Raw genomic sequence first — 20,921 nt, 5'->3', positions numbered from 1 at the left:
TCACTCCACGAACACCCGCACGGTTGCAGCCCGGCCGGCGGAATCGATCACCGTCAGTGTCGAGAAGCCCGCGCCTTCGGGTAACCAGTTGTTGGTGCGTCGGCGGGAAAGATCGGTGAGGGGTTTCCCGTTCGCCAGCCAGCGGAAGGGCGGGCGGCCGCCCTGCAGTTTCAGCACCAGCGGCGAGATCTCGCCGGTTTGGGCGCCGAGATCCACCTTGGCGCCCTCGGGAGGATAGACGATCTGCGGAGCGGCCTCGCGGGTCGAGGCGCTGATCAGGCCGCTTGCCGTCATCGAGAAGCGCCGCTGGCCGATCGGCAGGTCGGATTGCGCCAGCCGTGACGTGGCGGGCGGGGGCGAGGGATGGGGCGTGATCGCTACGCCGGAGCGGGCAAAGGCCTCAAACAGGATCGGCGCCGCTGTCTGGTAGCCGGCGATGCCGGGAACCGCACCATTGTCCGGCCGCCCGGCCCAGACACCCAGAACATGGCGTCCGTCATAACCCACCGACCAGGCGTCGCGGTATCCGTAACTCGTGCCGGTCTTGTAGGCGATGCCGAGGCGGCGGCTTCCGGTTGGCGGCAGCACATCCGAAAGGATGTCGGTGACGTTCCAGACCGCCTGAGGCTCCAGCAAGGGTTCGCTGTCGAGACGCGCCGCGATGGTGTCGATGCCGTTGCCGAGCCGAACGGGCTGGCCGCCGTTGGCCAGAGCGGCATAGGCCTGAACCAGATCCTTTAGCGTGATGCCGACCCCGCCAAGCCCGATCGCAAGGCCCGGCGCCTCGTTCGGGGGAAGCACCGGTTGTACAGCGGCCCGTCTGAACCGGATCATCAGGCGCGACGGGCCGACGGCATCGAGCAGTCGGATCGCCGGAACGTTGAGCGACAGCTGCAAGGCCTGGCGCACCGTGACATCGCCCTGATAGCTCATGTCGAAATTCTTCGGCCGATAGCCGAAGAAATCCGCCGGTCGATCCTCGATCATCGTTTCTTGCGCCACCAACCCCTGTTCGAAGGCAAGTCCGTAGATGAACGGCTTCAGGGTCGAACCCGGAGACCGCAGCACCCGTGTCATGTCGATCCAGCCGGCGCGGCTTGCATCGAAATAGTCGGCCGAACCGACCTGGGCGACAATTTCGCCCGTCACCGCATCCGCCATCACCATGGCGAGAGATGCCTTCGGTTCGAGCTTCGCCGAAGCTTCCCGCGCGACCTCTTCCAGCTTCTGCTGAATGCCGCGTTTCAGCGTGCTCTGGTATCGCGGCACCCCGGGCTGTTTGCGGATTGCGGCTTCCGCCATATGCGCGGCGAGCGCCGGCAGTTGCAGTCTGCGCCGGGGGAGGCCGTCATGGGATGCACGTTCCGCTTCCCCTTCACCCGTCAGCGACGCCACGGCCGGCCTTGAGAGAACGCCTTGACGGGCCCGCATGGCAGATTGCGGGTGCCGGTCCGGCCGTCGCGTTTCCGGCGATTGCGGCAGGGCGACAAGCAGAGCGGCTTCCGCCACTGTCAGCCGCCCCGGCTCCTTGCCGAAATAGGCAAGGCTTGCAGCCCTCACGCCTTCCAAATTTCCCCCATAGGGTGCGTAGGTGAGATAGAGCGCGAGGATCTCCTGCTTGTCGAGACGGCGTTCGATCTGGATGGCGCGGGCGATCTGCAGAAGCTTTGCCGAAAAGGATCGCGCTTCCCGGGGCTCGATCAGACGCGCGACCTGCATGGATAGCGTCGAGGCGCCGGAAACGATCCGCCCGTTGACGAGAAGCTGGAACGCCGCGCGGCCCATCGCCTTCAGGTCAATGCCGCCATGCTGGTAAAACCGCTGGTCCTCATAGGCGACAAGCATTTTCAGGAATCGCGGATCGACATCCGCGATCGAGGTCTTCAGACGCCAGCGGCTTTCGGATGTGGCAAATGCACGGAGCAGCAGCCCGTCCGCGTCAAGCACCTCTGCCGATACGGTTTGCGCCTTGTCGAGCGGCGGCGGATAGGCGCGGTCTGCAGCGTCAAGTCCAATCGCCAGCCCCGCCGCGAGCGCGACGCAAAGACCAAGACCCAACGAATACGTCCATCTGCGTCTCATGGCATTCTTCTTGTCGTCCTGCCGCTGACTGCCTCGACTTCACTCTGCAAGGCGATCGTCATTCGAGGCTCCCCGGTCGCAATCTCATGCTGCAAGCTGCCACCCCGGTGAGGCGGACGGCAGCCACCTGCCTGTCGTCTCTCACGGCGCTGCCACCACCTCCATCTTGCCCATCGCCGTCCTTGCGGAAAGCTGCGGGCGGTACATGTCGTCTACCTGCGCCGCCGGATGATCGTAGGTGCCGGGTGTCACGGCGCGTACCACATAGGCGAGCGTGATCTTGCGGTTGTCACCTTCTGCGCGGTTGAAGGCTGCAACGAAACGGTCGTTGCGGAACTCCGTATGGGCGGCCTGCACCTCTTCGATCCAGTCGAAATTGGCAAGGCTGGCGCTGTTGACGATGCTCGGATTGTCGATCTCGAAACCCGCCGGCAGGAGATCCGTCACGACGATGCGAGACGGCCAGTCGTTTGTCTCCGTGACGTTGAGAACGACGACATAACGCGTGTTCTGCTGCGCCGTGCTGACATTCGCCTCCTCGCCATCCATTGTGTAATAGGTGCGCGTGATCTCGAAACCATCGCCGCCGGCAGCTAACGGCTGCGCCGGGGCGGCAACCGTGGTGATGGCGGCAGACAGCTTATCCTTGCTGTCGTTGCGAACCGTCAGCGGATGGTCGAGCAGCACGTCGCCTGGCATCTGCGACATCAGCGTCCCGATGTGGGCCGCGCCGTTGACGCTGAGACGCAGGTCTTCGTCGCCGTTCTGCAAGGCCCGGGCCGCCAGCAGCATCCAGGTCTGTTCCTGCGTGCTTGTATGTTTCTTCGCCACCCATTCCTTGGCAACGACATTGGCAAGTGCAGGCACGATCGGCGGCACCGGCCGACTTTCGGCGGCCAGCGCCAGAACCGCTGCACCATCTCGCAGCGAGGAGCCGTAATCCGAACGGCTGAGGCTGACTTTCTTGATCTGCGCATCTTCCGACATCTGCAGCGCGTCGTTGAAGATGGTGCGCGAGCGCTGGGCATCGCCGTAAAGCGAAAGCGCTGCAGCGATATGCGCCTTGGCAAGCGGTGTCGGGAAGTCGCCGAGCATCGTATCGGCATAATAGCGCAGGTCGCTGATCGCAGCCTTTCGGTTGCGCGCCAGCACGTAGAGCGCATAGGCGATCTGATTGCCCTGGTCGGCGACATTGGTTGTGTAGGCCAGAGTGTTCTGCAGATTTTCAAGCGCCTGGACGAGCGGCTTTTCAGGCACGTCGAAACCCTGTTCGCGGGCCCGCGACAGGAAGTCGGTAATATAGGCATCCAGCCAGAGATCGGTGCCGGCACCATCAGGTCCCCAAAGCCCGAAACTGCCAGCCGATGCCTGGAAGGAGAGCACGCGGAAGATCGCATCCTGCACGCGCTTCTTGACCTCGGCATCATCGGCAAGCCCGTTCTGAACTGCCATCTGGCTCAGATAGAGAAGCGGAAGTGCCCGGCTTGTCGTCTGCTCGGCGCAGCCATAGGGATAGCGGTCGAGGCTCATCAGCAGCGCCGGAATATCGAACGCGTTGGAGCGGCTGACATTGACGCTGACCGAGGCGCCCTGAAGCACGCTGTTGGCAAGAAGGTTGGAATCCACCGTTACGCTTGCGCCGGGCTTCAGATCCACCAGCCGGCGCTCCGTCACCGGCATGGCCGCCGGGCGAACCGGGATGTTGAGAACCTGATCGACCGACAGGCCGGAAGCATTCGAGACCCGGATCGAAACAGTGCCGTCACCCGGCCCGATGCCCACCAGCGGCAGCGTCACACTCGTTTTTCCGCCAGCCGCCAGTTCGACCGGCTTGATCGCGCTCTGGCCGACCGCAACCGGGTCGTTTGTCGTAATGCCGAGATCATAGGTGCCGGCGGGTCCGTCGGTGTTGACAATGTCCAGTCTGAGGTTGCTGTCGTCTCCCGGCGCAAGAAAGCGCGGCAGGCTGGCGGTCACGACGATCGGATCGCGGATGATGACGTCTTTCACCCCATGACCGACCCCGGATTTCGACCAGGCGACGGCCATGACGCGCGCCGTGCCGTTGAACTGGGGAATGTCGAAGGAGACATTCGCCTTGCCTTCTGCATCCAGCTTCACCGGCCCCGAGAAGAAAGCGACCAGCTTTTCCTTTGGCGGGCTTGCCTGCAGCGCGATGCTGCCGCCATCACCGCCGGTTCGAAGGCGACCGGTAGCACCAAGCGAGCCATCGATCAGCCGGCCGTAGATGTCACGGATTTCGAGCCCGAGACGGCGCTGGCCGAAATACCAGTCGTCCGGCGCCGGTGGCTCGTAGCGGGTGAGATTGAGGATGCCGACATCGACGGCTGCCACCGTCACATAAGCGTCTTCGTTGGCGCCGGCACCGGTCACGGCCACGGAGATATCCAATGGCTGGCGCGGCAGGGTTTTATCCGGTGCCGTGATCGCGACCGCGAGATCGCGCGCTTCCGGATCGACCTTCAGCCAGGTCACGCCGATCGCCCGCATCGGCATACGGTTTTCACGTGCAGCACCCGGGCGGTAGAGTGTCGCGGTCACATAGGAACCGGCTCCCCATTCGGCCGTGACGGGGATCTCGATCTCTCCGCCGGTCTCCGCAAGGCTTGCCGTCTTGACCGCGGTCAGCTGCTCGGAGCCTGCAATGATCATCAGTTCGCCGGCATAACGCGAGGAAACCTTGAGCTTGGCAGTATCGCCGACCTTGTAGCTCGGCTTGTCGAGGGCAATCTCCAGCGCGTCGGGCGTCTCGGTCGACGTAGCGGTCACGAACCAGCCGGCATCGAACTCGGTGCTTGAGGCCGGGCCGCCGGCATCGACCGTCTCGACTTCCAGCCGGTAACGGCCCCATGCGACCGGAACCGAAATCCGGCCGCCGTCAGCAGTTACGTCAACGCTGCCATTGGATACCTGCTTGGTGCGGGTGATCGGCTCGTAGCGCCAGGAACTGCCCTCACGATACCACTGATAGTCCTGCTCGACCTTGACCAGTTTCCAGGCCAAGCCTTTCGCGGCCTGCTTTGCTCCGGTCTCGTCCACGAGGATGACGTTGAAACTGCCGACCGCGCCCTCGGGCAGGTCACCTGAAAACTCCGGCTTGATGCCGATCCGCGGTCCATCCGCCTTGACGGGTAGCGACAGTGTCCGCTCGATGGCACGGCCACCGGTTTCCTGCATGCGCACGACGATATCGGCATTGATCAGCTTGGTGGTCGAGGGAAGCTCCGCGACATCTGCTGGAAACGATGCCTTGCCGTCTTCATCGGTATCGTCGAGTGCCTCGAGCGGAATGCGGACGGTTTCCGCCTGTTCCTCATCTGCAAGGCCGAACTGGTAGCCGGGAAAGGCAGCATTTTCGCGGGTCGGCTTGAGGGCGATCTCGCCTTCCAGGCCAAGTCCCGCTGCCGGTGCGCCATAGAGGAAACGTCCGTCGATCTCGACCGTAGCCGGTTCGCCGACCACGATTTCCTTCGCCGCGCTGGTCATGTCGAACTCGATGCGATCAGGCACGAAATCATCGACCAGAAACGTCTTTTCGCCGATCGCCGAGCCTTTGGGATCGGTAAAGACCTGCATCGTCCAGGTGCCGCGCATGGACGTGTCCTGCAGGGCGAGATCGAGCGTGTAGCCACCGAGCGCGCCTGACTTCACCATGCGGCGGTCCTCGACGCCATCAGGGCGAAGGAAGACGAAGGTGAGCGGCAGGTTGTCGATCGCGGTGGCATCCACATTGCGGGCAAGGGCGCTCGCATGCACCGTCTCGCCTGGCCGGTATATGCCGCGTTCGGTCCAGGGCAGAAGATCGATCGCGCCGGGTGCCGGCCGGCCGGTCACGCCGCGATCGGAGAGATCGAAGCCGGCGCGGCTCATGTCGAGAAAGACGTAGTCCTGGCCGCTGTTTTGCGCTGTCAGCACCGCCGGCACCATGGCCGCCGTCCCGCGCATCAGGCCGGCCGTAAACGTGGCACGGCCGTCGCCATCGGTCTTTGCGGTGCCCAGCACCTCGTTATTCTTGGCAAGAAGTTGAAGATCGACGCCGGCGATCGGCTTGGCGGAACCGAGCGATCGGGCAAACACACTGAGGCCGTCCGTGCCGGCGTAGGTGGTCAGCCCGATATCGGAAACGACGAACCACTGCGTCGCCTTGTTATCCCATTCCTGCGAAATGGCGTTGGCGGCCGATGCGGTCAGCACATAGACGCCGGGCTTGCGGTTCGGCAGCGCCTCGTCGACCGGGAAACTGGTCGCGACATCCTTGTTGAGCTCGCGGTTGGAACCCGGGCCGAGATCGATCGTGCCCTGCCAGACGAGTTCACCGTTTTCCTGCTCGATGCGGTCGGCGGTATACCCGCTCATCTGGGTCAGGAACTCCGAATCCGTCAAAAGCGGCGCGATATTGCGGTCGCCGATCCGGTAGAGCTTGAGAGCGGCCTTTTCGGTATTCACCGAAACGATCGGAATGCCACGCCGGGCCGTGGATGGCAGCACGAAACTGTCGCCGGTGAACCGCACCGTAGGCGAACGATCCTTCACGTAGAGGTCGAGATCGACCTGTGCTGGCAGCGGTTCATCGACGGAGGAGGGAAGGCCACGCCGCAGCGACAGCTTGTAACGCTGGCCGTGGGTCAGACCCTCGACGCAGATCTGGCTGTCCTTCGCCTCCATCGCCTTCGGCGCCTTGCCGTCCAGCGTCACGAAGGGCGCATAGTCGACGCCCGCCTTCACCAGAGGATCGGAAAACTGGACGCAGGCACGCGGATTGGCGCTGTCTGCATCGACCGTGTTGCCGGTCACGCGAAAACCGTGGCGCTCGCGAAGGTCGTTATAGGAAGCCTGCACCGTGCGGGTGCTGACCAGCGCGAGGCTCTGCTTGTAGGCGGAAAGCGCCTGGCGGTAATTCTGCTGCTTGGCAAGCGCTGCGCCGAGAACGGCAAGCGCATCGGCTCTTGCCTGGGTCGTGCGGGTAAGAAGATAGCCGTTGATGGCGCCAAGGGTCGCATCGCCGTCTGCAGAGCTGTTGCCATTGGCAGTGGAGGCGGCGCGGGCAAATTCGATCCAGAGTGCGCCATCATCCGGCGTCAGCGACAGGGCGCCTTTGTAATTATAGATCGCATTATCGAAGCGGCCTGCCAGAAGTTCGGCCTGCGCGTCGGTCTTCAGTCTTTCGACATCCCGGCCCTGCTGGTTGTCACCAAGCGTCAGGCCATCCTTCTGCTCGCGGGCCTGCTGAAGCAGTTCTTCCGTCAGAAAGGAGAGCCGCGGCGCCGCTCCGATATCCGGTTCCGCCGCCACTTCGACGATCTTGCCGGCGACCGCGCCTATAAACGGATTGAGCTGAGCGTGGTCGGACTTGAGAAAGCACCACTTGGCTTTGACATTATAGGTAAAGGCGCGGCACTGGTTGTCGCCGATACAGGCGGTTTCGCACTGACCCTGGCTGACATTCTTGACGGTCCGCAGATCAAAACCCGAATAGTCCCCATCCGCCGTGGTCTCTATCCGCCGCTCCGCCGCCGAAAGAGGCAGCGCCAGAACGAGAGACGAAAACAACAATGCGGAAAGTCCGAAGATCGCGCGCCTAGACATCAAAAGTCCCCCCGGTGGCTGCCGTCCAAGTTATGTTGTCGGATCTGAGTAAGCACTTGTCAACGGAAGTAAAGCCAACCGGCAGATGCAGTTTTGCCTATTTCTACGCTGATCGATTCGACAACCTTTAATCCGAGGTTGAGGCTATCGAGATGACAGCACACGGTTTTCCTCGTCGCGACAATCTACGCCTCGGTATCCGGCCGCATAGCCCTGAGTAAGGGAGGCATTTCACCCAGATTGACATCCGCTTTCGGGGGCCACTCCTGCACGAGGTGCACCCCCATCACAAAAAGACTTGTTCGCCACCAAAAAATCCGTGACATCTACCCTATCGAACAGGAGGCTTTCATGGACCACGCGAGCAAGACAAACGCGCTCAATCTTGACAATTTCTGGATGCCGTTTACGGCAAACCGCCAGTTCAAGGCGACGCCGCGTCTGCTCGCGCAGGCGGAAGGCATGTATTACACCGATGTCGACGGCAACAAGGTTCTCGACGGCACGGCGGGGCTGTGGTGCTGCAATGCCGGCCATGGTCGCAAGAAGATCGCGCAGGCCGTCGAACGCCAGCTCACCACCATGGATTTTGCCCCGACCTTCCAGATGGGTCATCCCATCGCGTTCGATTTCGCCACGAAACTGGCGGAGCATGCGCCGGGCGGCGCCTCCGCCAAGCTGGATCGTGTCTTCTTTACCGGTTCCGGTTCCGAATCCGTCGATACCGCGCTCAAGATCGCCATCGCCTATCAGCGGTCGATCGGGCAGGGGACACGAACTCGCTTCATCGGTCGCGAGAAGGGCTATCACGGCGTGGGCTTCGGCGGCATTTCGGTCGGCGGTCTCGTCAACAATCGCCGCGTCTTTCCGCAGATCCCGGCAGACCATATGCGTCACACGCTCGATATCGAGCGCAACGCCTTCTCGAAGGGATTGCCGGCGCATGGCATCGAGCTTGCCGACGATCTCGAACGTCTCGTCGGACTGCACGGGGCGGAAACCATCGCAGCCGTGATCGTGGAGCCGATGTCAGGCTCCGCCGGCGTCATCCTGCCGCCCAAGGGCTATCTCGAAAAGCTGCGCGCAACGGCCACGAAACACGGCATTCTTCTGATTTTCGACGAAGTCATCACCGGCTTTGGCCGTCTCGGCATGCCGTTTGGCACGGATTACTTCGGTGTCGTGCCGGATCTCGTCACCACCGCCAAGGGCATTACCAACGGGACGATCCCGATGGGCGCGGTGTTTGCCAGCCGCACGATCTATGACGGACTGATGGCAGGGCCTGAGAACGCGATCGAGCTGTTCCACGGCTATACCTATTCCGGCCACCCGGTCGCTTGCGCCGCCGGTCTAGCGACCATGGAAATCTACGAGGAAGAGGGCTTGTTGACCCGCGCTGCTGGTCTTGCTGGCGAATGGGAAGAGGCGCTGCACTCGCTGAAAGGCCTGCCGCACGTCATCGACATCAGAAACCTTGGCCTCGTCGGCGCCGTCGAGCTGGCATCGCGCGAAGGCGCTGTGGGAGCACGTGCCTATGATGTCTTCGTCGATTGCTTCCAGAAGGGGCTGCTGGTCCGAGTCACGGGCGACACGATCGCGCTGTCGCCGCCGCTGATCATCGAAAAGGAGCAGATCGGCACCATCGTCTCGATGCTCGGTGATGCGCTCAAGCGCGCGGCATGACGGCGACCTTAAAAAGAAAGTGCAGCCGGTAGGCGTTACCGGCTGCACATGAGTTCGTCTGTCTAGCGTCGATAAGCGCGAGACCGTTTCCGGATTAAGGCCTTGCTGCTGGCGCAATGTCGGTTTGCGACGGCTGCAGCGTATCGCTTTTACCGGACACTGGGGCCTGACCGGTCAGCCGCTCTTCTGCAGGGGCGGTTGGTGCGGCGAGTGCCGGTTCCGTGGAGCCGGTCGTCCCGTTGGCCGGAGGACTCACTGCTGCAACGGGTGCCCGATCCGTCTTGTCGGTGGTCGCGGCCTGCTGTGCGGTTGCCGCGGTCTGGTCGGTGCCGATCGGCTGCGGAATGACCGTGCCGTCGGCATTGGCGACCCGCCAGACCGTGTTGCCGGAATCGTCGGCAACCAGAAGCGCCCCCGTTCCATCGATCCCGACACCGACAGGTCTGCCGCGCGCCTGATCGTTCTCGATAAAGCCTGTCACGACGTCCTGTGCCTTGCCAATAGGCTTGCCGTTTTCGAAGGGCACATAGACGACCTTGTAGCCGTTGAAGTGATCCCGGTTCCAGCTGCCATGTTCGCCGATGAAGGCACCGCTTGCGAAGGCGGACGGCATGGCGGAATTGGCCGAAAACGTCAGGCCGAGTGCTGCGACATGGCTGGACAGCGCGTAGTCCGGCGCGATCGCCCTTTCGACCATGTCCGGCCGTGGCGGGTGAACGCGAACGTCGACATGGTTGCCGTAGTAGCTCCACGGCCAGCCGTAGAAGCCATCTTCCTTCACCGACGTCATGTAGTCCGGCACCAGGTTCGGACCGAGTTCATCACGCTCGTTGACGACGGTGTAGAGAACGCCCGTATCCGGGTTGAAGGCAAGACCATTCGGGTTGCGTAGGCCGGATGCGAAGACGCGTGCCGCCCCCGTCTGACGATCGACTTGCCAGATCGCGGCGCGGCCCTTTTCAGCCTCGAGCCCGTTCTCCACGATATTGGAGTTCGAGCCGACCGAGACGTAGAGCATCTTGCCATCGGGGCTGAGCGCCAGATCCTTAGTCCAATGGTGGTTGATTGGCCCGCCAGGAAGCGGGGTCAGCACCTTTGGCGGCGCGGTAATCTCGTTCTGGCCGAGTTCATAAGGGTAGGCGATCACGGCGCTGGCCGAGGCCACGTAGAGCGTATTGTCCACCCAAGCCAGGCCAAACGGGGAATCGAGCTTGGTCAGAAGGTCGTGCCGTTCATCGACCGTGCCATCGCGATTGGTATCGCGCAGCAGAGTGATGATATTGGTTTCCTTCTCAGCGCCAATATCGCCGTGGGCGATCGACATGATCCAGCCGCGGATGAAATCCTTCGGCCTCGAGGTCGGCTCGCCTGCCGGCGCCTTGGATTGCACGACAAGCACATCGCCGTTCGGAAGCGTGTGGACGGTGCGCGGGCTCGAAAGATCCTTGGCGTAAACGGTAACCTTTAGGCCTTCAGGAACCTTCGGCGTTTCGCCATCCTTCCAGCCGATCACTTCCGCGACTTTCAGGTCGGGGATGAGCGGGTGCGATGGTTCCGGCAGGACAGGATCGGGGCCAATCTGCGAGTTGACGTCGAAGTCATTGCTTTGGGAAAAGGCCGGCAAGGCGGTGCCGAGCGACAGCGAAAGCGCGGAGGCAAAGAGAATGCGGGACGGCTTCATGGATCAGATCCTCCAGGCCAGGCGGGAATACTTGCGGGCGGAAATCGCGGCGGCGAAAACCGAGAGAACGAATGTGACGACAGAAATCGCCAGTCCGTAAGGCACAACGGCCGTCCAGCCGTCGCCGGCGTGAACAAGGCTGTTGAGGAAAGCCAGCGCCAGAATGACGATATAGATGACGATGGTGAGAAATGCCGGGCGCAGCGGCCGCGTTCTTGGACGAAGCATATCCAGCAGGCCAGCGACGATTGCAACGCCGCCGAAGACAAGGCCGGCAAACAGAAGCCAGGAGGAAAAGTTCTGCCACATCAGGTGACCATCGCTTAGCCAGAAGGCCAGGTCGGTCCCGAGTGTCAGGGTGAAGCAGACGAAAGGAAAGGGAACGAAGAGGGACTGCAGCGGATAGGCCGCAGAGTCTCTGTTATCGGAAGAAAAAACAGTCATGAAAACGCTCCGGGAGGCAAAGAGCCAGGGAATGGACGCCAACCCGTGACGACGCCCTTTGTTCCCTTGGCGCTATCGAGTGGTTAGGTTGGATCATGAACCGCAGAAATGGTGAGGCACGACATGGCACTGGCAGCCGGATTTTTCACGCGGTCCGCGGTGGATGTGGCGCGCGACCTGATCGGCGCTGAATTCGAGCTTTCGGGCGTCGGCGGCGTCATCGTCGAGACCGAGGCCTACCAGCCGGATGATCCGGCATCCCACAGCTTTCGCGGGCCGACGCCCCGCAACCTTGCCATGTTCGGGCCGGCCGGTCATGCTTATGTTTACCGTTCCTACGGCATCCACTGGTGCGTGAATTTCGTCTGCACGCCGGGCAGCGCGGTGCTGATCCGGGCCTTGCAGCCCGTGAACGGCATTGCCGAGATGGAACACCGGCGGGGCAGGGCGGAGCCCCTGCTGTTATGCTCCGGCCCCGGACGCGTCTGCCAGGCGCTGGGAATTGGTATCGAGCATGACGGCCTGTCGCTCATGGAAGCGCCTTTCCGGCTTGCTCCGCCGGTAACGCCGCCCTTGGTGGTCGCGGGACGGCGGATCGGAATATCGCGTGGTATCGACCAGCCCTGGCGGTTCGGCCTTCAGGGATCGCTGCATGTCAGCCGACGCTTTACCGGCAAGGGAGGGCTGCCGGAGGACCCGACAGCCGCACGGGATTGACCTGCCGTGCCTATTTCCGACCGAGCCGGGTCAGCAGTCCACCGGTTGCCAGCCCCACGAGAATTGCACTCGCGACGAGAAGCACTCCGTAGGACATGATGTTGTCCGACAGCCAGTTCGTTGCGATCAACCGTGCATTCGAGAGTGAAAAGTTTGCAGTCGGCGTGAAGTGGAACCAGTTGACCGGAACAATCACCGGATCTGCTTCGGAAACATCGTGCACGGACACGCGTCCGTCGAGTTGGTTCCACGCCTCGCGTGCCGAAAAGGCCTCCATCCCGGCGGAAAGCTCATCGCCCGTCGCGCCGATCACTGCCGTCCAGGTGCCGGTTTGGGTCGGATCGTTTTCCTGTGCGATGATCATTCCGGCGGTTTTCGGCGGCACATAGATCGCGTCACCGGCCGGCGCAAACCGCAGCATCGGTGCGGAGAGGTCAAAGTTCCGCTTGGCCCAATCCGCCACGGAAGAAAGCTGTCGGCCGAAGAAGTTGTTGCCGTTGCGATCCTGCCAGTCCTGGAGCGTCAATGACGCCCGGTCGGCCGGGACGTGATCGCTGTTCTCACCCCAGCTACCGCGGCTTTTCTGCTCGATGCCGAGATCCGTCAGGATATTGGCTGGAAATTCGGAGATCGCGCCGACAAACAGCGCATTGCGCCCGGCGATACGCGCCGTTGAAATCGTCACCGAGACCGGTATTGCCCGATGTGACGCGGTCGCGATCTTGCCAAGGAAAGTTGCCGCAGATCCGAGGGTCTTTTCATCGATCCGGCCGAGGAACAAAGGAACGGACTCGGTGCCGGTCGAGTAAGGAAAGCCGGTGCCCGACGTAGCGCCGAGATTGGGGACGCGGGCAATGCGGGCGAAATCCGGCATCTCGAACTGTGAAGTACCGAAGAGAGCAAACCGCGTGCTTTCATTCGCAGTGGCGCCCGGCGCGCAGGCCTTGTCCGACGCGGTCAGCAGCGCAGCTTCGAGCGTGATCGTGTTGACCCCAGGCTTGAAGTGACGCAGCGTCAGCTTGATCGGCAGGTGGCGCAGAATGGCGCCTCCGTCCGAGGTGATCGGAACGGTTGAGGCAATATTCCCATTGACGAAGACGTCGATGTGACTGCCCGGAAGAACCTCCGACACATAGGCGGCATCCAGCAGGATGCGCGCTTCGCCATAGGCGTTCGCGTAGAAATCCGCCGGAACGCCGATTGTGAACTCGGTACGGTAAAGCCGCCCGGAAAACTCCTCGCTGCTGACCCCGAGAGAATTGAAATCAATCGATTTCTCGGCAAACAGGAATGGCGTATCGATGCCGCGCCAGCTCGAGGTCGCCAGTGTATCGCGGCGCTGGATGCTGCCGCCATCGGTGGAGGCAACGAAACTGTCGATAAGGCCCTGAAGCGCCGGCCAGCTTGGTCCCGACAGGACCAGAGCGGAGGATCCGTGCCCGGGGTAATCGGTAAAGCTTGCAACGGCTGCACTGGAAGCGGCTGCCGCCAGGTTCGGAAGGATCGGTCGAAGCTCGTCCGGCGTTCCCACGAAGACCGCAAGTTCGCCGGGCCTCAGATCGGGTGTGATGGTTTTCTGGAAGGAAAACGACTGGTTCGGCATGCCGCCCACCAGCGATAGTCCCTGCGCAAGCCGCATCAGAACATCCGTCGCGCCCAGCTGGTCGAGCGCCGGCACAATCAAGCGGAATCGCGTCTTTCCGCTGCCGTCGACGCCGACTGCCCTGACATCGTCCAGTCGGTTGAACCGGTCGCTACGCTCGTCGTCGAACGCCAGGAACGTCCGCTTCGGGTCGATGTCGGTCCAGAGTTCGAACGTGGATTCGACCGTGCAGTCGGTGCGGTGGCGCTGATTGGCCGCGAACCGTACCATATTGCCGCCCGCCTTCAGAACGCCCGGCGGTATGTCGAGCACCCGTTCGAACGGCTGGTCGGGCGATGCAATCTTGTCGCCATAGATCTCGACGTCGTTGATCGTCACGGAAAGGCGCGAGGCCTCCGGCGCAACGACGATCGAGTTCTGGTACGTGAGGTGCAGCTTTGCACCCGTCGCCGCCTGCTCCTCGGTCAGGTAGACGGACCAGGAACGCTGCTGGACCTCGCCGTTCAGGCGCAGCGACGGGGCAGGGATGAGGTAGCGCCGCGCCGTTTCGGTCGAAGCCTTGGCTGCCGCCTGAGGAGCAGGGGCCGTTACCGGAGAGGGAGAAGCGGTGGCCGCCGGTGCCGGTGCCGCGGGCGTTTTCGGATCGGCTGGAATGGGCCGTTGAACCTGTGGCACAGGTGCCGGAGCCGGGGTCTGCGGTGAAGGCGGCGCAGTCGGGGTTACACCTTGGCGGGATCGCTCCGGACCCATGTCGAATGGCGATGATGCGGGGGCCGGCGATTGAGCGGGTTGCTGCGCAAGCGACGAGACCGACAGGGCGCCGGTCGATGCCAGCATCGCCGCGACGAATAGAAGGCGGGGGAAGCGTGTATTGATGATCATGTCGCTCAACCTTCCTTCGTCGTCTGGCTCTTGCCCAGATCCTTCAACAGGTAGCCGAGGCCGCGGGTCGTCTGATAGGCGGCAAGACCCAGGAACCAGATCGTGCCGCGCAAGAGACCGGGGTTGTAACGTCGCGAGGTCTGGAATTGTGTCCACTGGCTGGAATTGGCGAATATGAGATCGGCGATCAAACGGTGATCGGTGGATTTCTGGGGCATGTAGCGGCACCCCGCCGTTGTCACGTCGCCGACCGTATCGAAGTTGCGGATTTCGATCGGCAAATCGCTGATCGGCAGGTCGCTGAACGGCTGGAACCGGAGCACACCCATGGCACCGTTCGCGATGTCCCTGGCGCCTTCCGTATAGATCTGCAGTGCTGCACCATTGACCGAAACATCCTCGATCGTCGCCGTGAACCAGCGGTCGCCGATCCCGAATTCGCAACGCCGGCTGACGCGGATACGGCGGGACGACTGCTTCTCTCCACGTTCGGAAACAACGCCGAGCGCACAGCCCGCAATGATGATGTTGAGAAGATTCCAGCCGCCCACGACCAGCGTCACGTCCGCCTTGAACGGCTCGGTATAGACCCGGTAGATGCTGATAAAGAAGGCAATGACGAGAACGCAGAAGATCACGAAGAACGGACGGCTGATCTCCGAAAGTCGGCTGACGGACACGGACTCGTCCTTCGCCGTCACTTTGAAGGTCGGCTTGCGCGGATTGAGCATGACCGAAACGACAGCCGGCAGCAGGTGCACGGTCTGGACGTATTCGTAAAGCTCCGAAATCCACGGCCAGCGGAACGACCCATAGAGGTAGTTCTGCATCAGCATGTTCACGATCATGTAGGTCAGCGAGTAGACCAGGAACTCGCCGCCGGACGAGGTGAAGATCTGCAGATCGAAGAACAGATAAAACAGCGGCGCAAACAGGAAGATCGTCCGCGGGAAGGGAAACAGCCAAAATAGCGTCGAGGACATGTAGCAGAGGCGCTGCGGGAAGGAGAGCCCGCGCTTGAGCGGCGGGAAGCGGAACCGCAGGATCTGCATCATCCCTTGCGCCCAGCGCGAGCGCTGGCCGATGAAGCTGGCGAAGGTCGCCGGCTGCAGGCCGGCAATCAGTGGGCGGTCGACATAGATGCTGTGCCAGCCGAGACCGTGCAGATCGAGCGCGGTTTCACAGTCTTCCGTGATGCTGACGCCGCTGAAACCGTTGGAGACTTCGAGCGCCTTGCGGTTGAGAACGGCCGCGGAGCCGCAGAAAAAGGCGGCATTCCACTTGTCGAGACCACGCTGGATGATGCCGTAGAACATCTCGTTCTCGCTCGGCATCTTCTCGAATGTGCGCAGGTTGCGCTCGACGGGATCAGGATTGAGGAAGAAGTGCGGTGTCTGCACGAGGAAGAGTTTCGGCTCCTTCTCGAAATAGTGGACGGTTTCCAAGAGGAAGTCGCGCGTCGGGGCGTGGTCGGCGTCGAACACGGCAATCAGATCGCCGCTCGAATGGGCAAGCCCGTTGTTGAGATTGCCGGCCTTGGCGTGTTCGTTGCGCTCGCGGGTCAGGTATTTGACGCCGAGGTCTTCGCAAAGCTGGTTGAGGGCCTTGTAGCGCGCATCCGCAGCCCGTGCATCCGCCACGTTGTCGGCGCGGCGCTTCTGCAGCGTGCTGCCGTCATCGAGCAGCCAGACGGTCAACTTGTCGGCCGGGTAATCCATGTTGCGGCAGGCGGCAAGCGTGTTGGCAAGCAGCGTCTCGTCCTCGTTGTAGGACGGCACGAAGACGTCGACGCTCGGAAGCGGTCCTTCCGTGCGGCCGTGCGGCTTTCGCGCCGGCAGCGGCATGGCAACGACGAAGAGGCTGAGCGCCAGCATCATCACGCTGTACATCTCGGCCAGGTAGACGAGCATGCCGGGAATGAAATTCTCCAGCTGGTTCACCGGCGGCAGCGTGCTCGTCGTGCGCCAGTAGACGTAGCGCATCACCATCGCGGTGCCGAAGGCGAGAGCCACGAGACGCCATTTGCCGTCGGCGTTGAGCATCTTGATGATGATCATCACCGTGACGATCAGGACGCTCGCGATCAACTGGGTGCGCGTGTTGATCGGCAGGGTGACCAGGGTCACGATCATGATCGTGGCGAGAACCCACACGATGGCAGAGATAAAAGTACGCATCGCCGGATTACCTTTGCGGTTCGATCGACCGGATTACGGTTGGCAGGATCACGACGGGATTGCCGGCCTGACGCTCAGCGACATACGACATTGGCACCCTCCGCCTGTGTCGAGCAGGAAGGCGAAGGAACCGTGACGCGCGGAGCGGCTGCGGGTGTCAGTGACCTCGGGGACGCAGCAGCGTCCGAGGGCGCTGACGGACTGAGGCCTGCGGGAGAAAGTGCGGAAACGCTGGGGATCCTTGGCCCCACCGGCTGCATGACAGGCTCCATCATGCTGCTGGCAACCGGTGCTACGGCTGGCCGGACCGGCGCGGCAGGGGCTGCGCGGCGGATCATCGGCGCAGCTTGCCGTTGCGGCAGGACCGGAACGATAGCTTCCGTCGAGGCAGGACGCGGGTAGGTCGGAGCGCCGGTTCGTCCGATTTCAGGCGAAAGCGGGCTCGCATCGCCATAGGGATTCCAGCCGAGCGAGTCGACGGAGGCGTTGATAGTGAAATTGTACATGAAGGCGAGAAGTGCCTGCTCCGTCGCGCCGGCCTCGCAGATCCGCACGCGGATCTGGATCGAGCCGTAGTTATCGACCGGCGACATCTTCTGCGCCTGCGAGCGGATCTGCTGCCATCCGTAGAGGCAAAGATCGCTGCCCCTGCCGCGCCCGAACGCATAGCCGAACGGGCCATAGCTGTTCTGGACGTAAAATTGCGACCGCACCATCCGTACACCCGGAAACCCGGATGCCATTTCGCGTGCCGTGCCGCTTTGCGAGACCATTTTCGACGTCAGCCGGTTCGAGCTATAGCTGAACGCGCTCTTCGTGCCGAAGAACTGCGCCTTGATGAAGTTCTGGCCGGGCGTGAGTGCGGATGTGAAGAGCGGAATTTCCTGCTCGATGGCGTTGTCGTAGCGCCGCTCGATGACGCCGACGATACCGGGGCCGGATGGCGGGGGCATGACCATGGCTTCTTCCGCCTGCACGGTCTTCACCAGGGCGCCCGGCTGGATCGGAGCTCCGCCGCAACTTGCCAGGACGAGAGGCAGCAATCCTGCGATGGCAATTGCGAAGCTTCGGCGGTCGCTGCGTACGAACCGGCGAACTTCGGCAAATGATCTTTTCGTCATGGGCACTCGCATATAATGGCGCATCTATTGGACAGTCATCGTCCGATCGCTTCCGTCGCGATTTCCGCTTCCACAAAAGTCTACGCAACGAAGCGAATCGCGAGTCTTGCTTACAATTTGCTAAACAAATCTAAATTGTTCGTTAACCATATCAGCTCATTCTTACACATCATGGCGTTCATGCCATTGATACGCCTCGTTGCGGGGCAACAGGTCGGGGTTAGGATCGGGATCGGAAGTCCATGAAGGTTATGATGATCTCATTGACGGTGGTAGGTATCGCCGCTGTTGGATTCTGGAGCCTCGATAGACAATCCTCCAATGTCGACATGACGCAGCTGACCGGCGCCATCAGTCCCGACGCGCCCGCATGGGCAGACGGTATGCAGCCGCGTCCCAAGACCGAGCGGCTTACGGCTCAACTGCTCTCCTCAGACGAACCTTCCGCGCAGTCTCCGGGTGCAGCAGCGCTTGTGATCACGCAAACGCTGCCGAACGGATCCGCCACCGAACCGGCCGATACGCCTTCCCCGGCGCGTTCGGGCATGCCCTTGATCGCACAGTCCCCGGCCGCATCGTCACCACCACCCTTGCAGCGTCCCGAAAACTTGACGGCGCAGCGCGGCAACACGCCGCCTCCGGTCGTCGTGGATGAAAGCGCCTTGCGATATTTTGCTGCCCGTGGCGACACGGCACGGCTTCAGGCCGAGATCTCGCGCCTGCGCGCGCTCTATCCGACCTGGTCGCCGCCCGCTGATCCGCTGGCTGTGCGCGCAAGCGGTGATCCACAGCTCGAAAACATGTGGCAACTCTATGCACAGTCGCGCTTTGCCGACGTGCGTAAGGCAATCGCCGACCGTCAGACTGCCGAGAGCGGCTGGCAGGCACCGGACGATCTCCTCGACCGGCTAAAGCTTGCCGAGGCACGTGTCAGCCTGACCGGCGCCTCCGACAGCAAGGATTACGACGTCGTCATCCGCATGGCGGCCGAAAACCCGAGCCTTCTCACCTGCAGCGAAATCGACGTCTTGTGGCGGGTGGCGGAAGCCTTTGCCGAGACCGAGCGACAGGGTCGCGCCCGGGATGCCTATCTCTACGTTCTGGACAATTGCGAGGACACCGCCGCGCGTGTCGCCACGGTGCAGAAGGCGAGTGAACTTCTTTCCTCCACCATGCTGGAAGATCTCCTCGCCAAAGAAAAAACTCCCGCCGGTGGTCAGCCGGAATTCGAGGGTCTGAGAAACGATCTCGCGCGCCGCTTTGTCAACGAAGCCGGCGACGATGCGAAACTGGTCGTCGGCCAGCAGTATGTCACGCGTCTCGAACAACTCGCGGAACGCGAGGGGCTCGCCTCGGACGCGCTGCTGCTGGGCTGGTATGCCTATCGCAGAGACAATCTCGGCGGTGCCGAGCGCTGGTTCCGGCGCGCCTATGGCAAGGAAGAGACGGCCTCCGCTGCTGAGGGGCTGGCGCTCACCCTGGTCCGCCAGAAGTCGCCGCTCGAAGCGGAAAACGTTCTCTATCGTTTCCGGGAAAGTTCCGAAGGCACCAAGGCGGCCTATCTTTCCGCCGTCGCCAATCTTCTTGCACTCGATCCTCCGCCCATGCTGCAGGAAGAGGTTCTGGCCCGTATGGCGCCTGTCGTGATCGCCGCCCGCGATGCCGACGCGGCACAACAGTTCGGCTGGTATGCAAGAGCAATGCGGCAGCTTCGCACAGCCGCCGAGTGGTTCGGGGCAGCACTCGCCTGGAAGCCGGATGACGAGCCCTCCGCCTACGGTCTGGCGCTGACCCGCAACGACCTGGGCGACCGGGCCGGTGTCGCTTCTCTCCAGCGTGCCTGGGGCGATCGTTCAGAGCGCATAGCAAATCTCGGCAGACCATCTGTCGCGGGCGTCGACGACCGGACAGGTTACCGTCGCCAACCGCCGCTGCCGAGCGTCAGGCCCGAGGATCGCACTGCAGAAGCCTATTCGCAGCAGGACGGACAACCCTATCAGCAACCGTCGCAACGCAGCGTCCAGCAACCCAACCCGCAGCGTGCCGCTGCAACCCGGCAGCCTGTTGCCGTGCAGCCGTCGGTCCGCCAGGCAACCAGATCCGCTCAGGCAAGCTCCGGGCCGCCGTCTCGCGGTTGTGCTCTGACGGAACTCCGACAGACCAATCCGGACCAGGCGCTATCGCGCGGCTGGTGCCTGATGGATCTGAACAGGCCGCTCGAAGCCGTCAAGGCTTTCGAGGTCGCGCAAAACAGTGCTTCCGACGTGGTCCGCTCCGATGCGTCCTATGGTCGAAGCCTTGCCTATCTGCGGGCAGGCCTGACGGATCAGGCGTCTGTTGCCGCGGCCGCAGCCAAGCAGACCAACTCCCGCGCCGTGGAGCTTCAGAGCGCCATTCTTGCCAATCGCGCCCAAAGCTCCTTCAACCTCGGTCGCTATCGGGAGGCGCTTATCGCGCTCGATCAGCGCGCCCAGATCACGCCGGAACAGACCGATCTTATGATCCTTCGCGGCTACGCCTACCTCAATGTCGGTCGCAAGCCCGATGCGCGAAGAATTTTTCAGGCCCTTGCATCGACCGGAAGCAAGGACGGCCAACGAGCGCTGGCCGAACTGATCTGGCCGCCGGACAATTGAAACACTGCCACAAGCTGAACTTCCAGATTAGATCCATTTGATTTTACTGAAAGTTTTAAAGCTTTTGGTTGAGCTTTTCTGCGCCTCTGTTTGTTGTCACCTTTGCGGACAGTCCGAGCTATGGCCGGTTTCTGACTTTGCTTGAAAGAGCATTTCACACCGCCCGTGTTAACCTTCGGGCAAGGAATTAACCATACATATTAGATAGACGGCGAATGGGATGTCCCGAGGGCTCCCAACAGGCATGAAGCCGCCAAGCCGTACCGGTCTGAATCCGGTATTTCT

The 20,921-nt window shown here is 62.3% G+C and carries 10 protein-coding genes; 3 read left to right on the top strand and 7 right to left on the bottom strand.

The window, feature by feature from the left end; genetic code table 11:
- On the bottom strand, positions 1–2,082 hold the full coding sequence (gene pbpC, locus IFT59_RS16185) for a penicillin-binding protein 1C (protein WP_192087540.1): 2,082 nt from the start codon (positions 2,080–2,082) through the stop codon (positions 1–3).
- A 141-nt stretch (positions 2,083–2,223) separates the two neighbouring features.
- Positions 2,224–7,689, bottom strand: coding sequence for an alpha-2-macroglobulin family protein (locus IFT59_RS16180; RefSeq protein WP_192087539.1), 5,466 nt, complete (start codon positions 7,687–7,689; stop codon positions 2,224–2,226).
- Between the two features lie 351 nt (positions 7,690–8,040).
- On the opposite strand from IFT59_RS16180, the gene IFT59_RS16175 reads away from it, so the two are divergent.
- Complete coding sequence (locus IFT59_RS16175; protein WP_192087538.1) at positions 8,041–9,375, top strand: aspartate aminotransferase family protein; 1,335 nt, start codon at positions 8,041–8,043, stop codon at positions 9,373–9,375.
- Between the two features lie 94 nt (positions 9,376–9,469).
- Here the strand turns inward: IFT59_RS16175 and IFT59_RS16170 are convergent, their stop codons facing one another.
- Entirely contained in the window at positions 9,470–11,056 is a 1,587-nt protein-coding gene (locus IFT59_RS16170; protein WP_192087537.1) for a PQQ-dependent sugar dehydrogenase, read from the bottom strand.
- 3 nt (positions 11,057–11,059) lie between these two features.
- On the bottom strand, positions 11,060–11,500 hold the full coding sequence (locus IFT59_RS16165) for a DUF2231 domain-containing protein (RefSeq protein WP_062453848.1): 441 nt from the start codon (positions 11,498–11,500) through the stop codon (positions 11,060–11,062).
- Between the two features lie 123 nt (positions 11,501–11,623).
- Between IFT59_RS16165 and IFT59_RS16160 the strand changes: the two genes are divergently transcribed.
- Positions 11,624–12,217 (top strand): DNA-3-methyladenine glycosylase, encoded by a 594-nt coding sequence (locus tag IFT59_RS16160; RefSeq protein ID WP_082471830.1) that lies wholly within the window; start codon positions 11,624–11,626, stop codon positions 12,215–12,217.
- Positions 12,218–12,227: 10 nt separating this feature from the next.
- Here IFT59_RS16160 and IFT59_RS16155 read toward each other — a convergent pair whose 3' ends face one another.
- The 3 genes from IFT59_RS16155 to bcsN form a co-directional block, all read right to left on the bottom strand.
- Positions 12,228–14,702, bottom strand: a complete 2,475-nt coding sequence (locus IFT59_RS16155) for a cellulose biosynthesis cyclic di-GMP-binding regulatory protein BcsB (protein WP_192087536.1) — start codon at positions 14,700–14,702, stop codon at positions 12,228–12,230.
- A 5-nt stretch (positions 14,703–14,707) separates the two neighbouring features.
- Positions 14,708–16,879: a UDP-forming cellulose synthase catalytic subunit gene (gene bcsA / locus IFT59_RS16150; protein WP_062453845.1), complete on the bottom strand. Its 2,172-nt coding sequence runs from the start codon at positions 16,877–16,879 to the stop codon at positions 14,708–14,710.
- Between the two features lie 74 nt (positions 16,880–16,953).
- The gene (gene bcsN, locus IFT59_RS16145) at positions 16,954–18,000 is read right to left on the bottom strand and encodes a cellulose biosynthesis protein BcsN (RefSeq protein ID WP_162238117.1); all 1,047 of its coding nucleotides are present in this window, start codon (positions 17,998–18,000) and stop codon (positions 16,954–16,956) included.
- Positions 18,001–18,254: 254 nt separating this feature from the next.
- Between bcsN and IFT59_RS16140 the strand changes: the two genes are divergently transcribed.
- A complete protein-coding gene (locus tag IFT59_RS16140; protein WP_192087535.1) occupies positions 18,255–20,636 on the top strand; it encodes a tetratricopeptide repeat protein in 2,382 nt (793 codons plus the stop codon).
- The last annotated feature ends 285 nt before the right edge of the window (positions 20,637–20,921 follow it).

Source organism: Rhizobium sp. CFBP 8752, assembly GCF_014842035.1.
Classification (GTDB): Bacteria; Pseudomonadota; Alphaproteobacteria; order Rhizobiales; family Rhizobiaceae; genus Neorhizobium; species Neorhizobium soli.
The sequence above is the reverse complement of the archived record's forward strand: the minus strand, read 5'-3'. Positions and strand labels throughout refer to the sequence as shown.

What these genes read in the sequence shown, in the direction of transcription:
- pbpC (WP_192087540.1), bottom strand. Translation starts at nt 2,082, where the DNA reads ATGAGACGCAGATGGACGTATTCGTTGGGTCTTGGTCTTTGCGTCGCG.
- IFT59_RS16180 (WP_192087539.1), bottom strand. Translation starts at nt 7,689, where the DNA reads ATGTCTAGGCGCGCGATCTTCGGACTTTCCGCATTGTTGTTTTCGTCT.
- IFT59_RS16175 (WP_192087538.1), top strand. Translation starts at nt 8,041, where the DNA reads ATGGACCACGCGAGCAAGACAAACGCGCTCAATCTTGACAATTTCTGG.
- IFT59_RS16170 (WP_192087537.1), bottom strand. Translation starts at nt 11,056, where the DNA reads ATGAAGCCGTCCCGCATTCTCTTTGCCTCCGCGCTTTCGCTGTCGCTC.
- IFT59_RS16165 (WP_062453848.1), bottom strand. Translation starts at nt 11,500, where the DNA reads ATGACTGTTTTTTCTTCCGATAACAGAGACTCTGCGGCCTATCCGCTG.
- IFT59_RS16160 (WP_082471830.1), top strand. Translation starts at nt 11,624, where the DNA reads ATGGCACTGGCAGCCGGATTTTTCACGCGGTCCGCGGTGGATGTGGCG.
- IFT59_RS16155 (WP_192087536.1), bottom strand. Translation starts at nt 14,702, where the DNA reads ATGATCATCAATACACGCTTCCCCCGCCTTCTATTCGTCGCGGCGATG.
- bcsA (WP_062453845.1), bottom strand. Translation starts at nt 16,879, where the DNA reads ATGCGTACTTTTATCTCTGCCATCGTGTGGGTTCTCGCCACGATCATG.
- bcsN (WP_162238117.1), bottom strand. Translation starts at nt 18,000, where the DNA reads ATGACGAAAAGATCATTTGCCGAAGTTCGCCGGTTCGTACGCAGCGAC.
- IFT59_RS16140 (WP_192087535.1), top strand. Translation starts at nt 18,255, where the DNA reads ATGATCTCATTGACGGTGGTAGGTATCGCCGCTGTTGGATTCTGGAGC.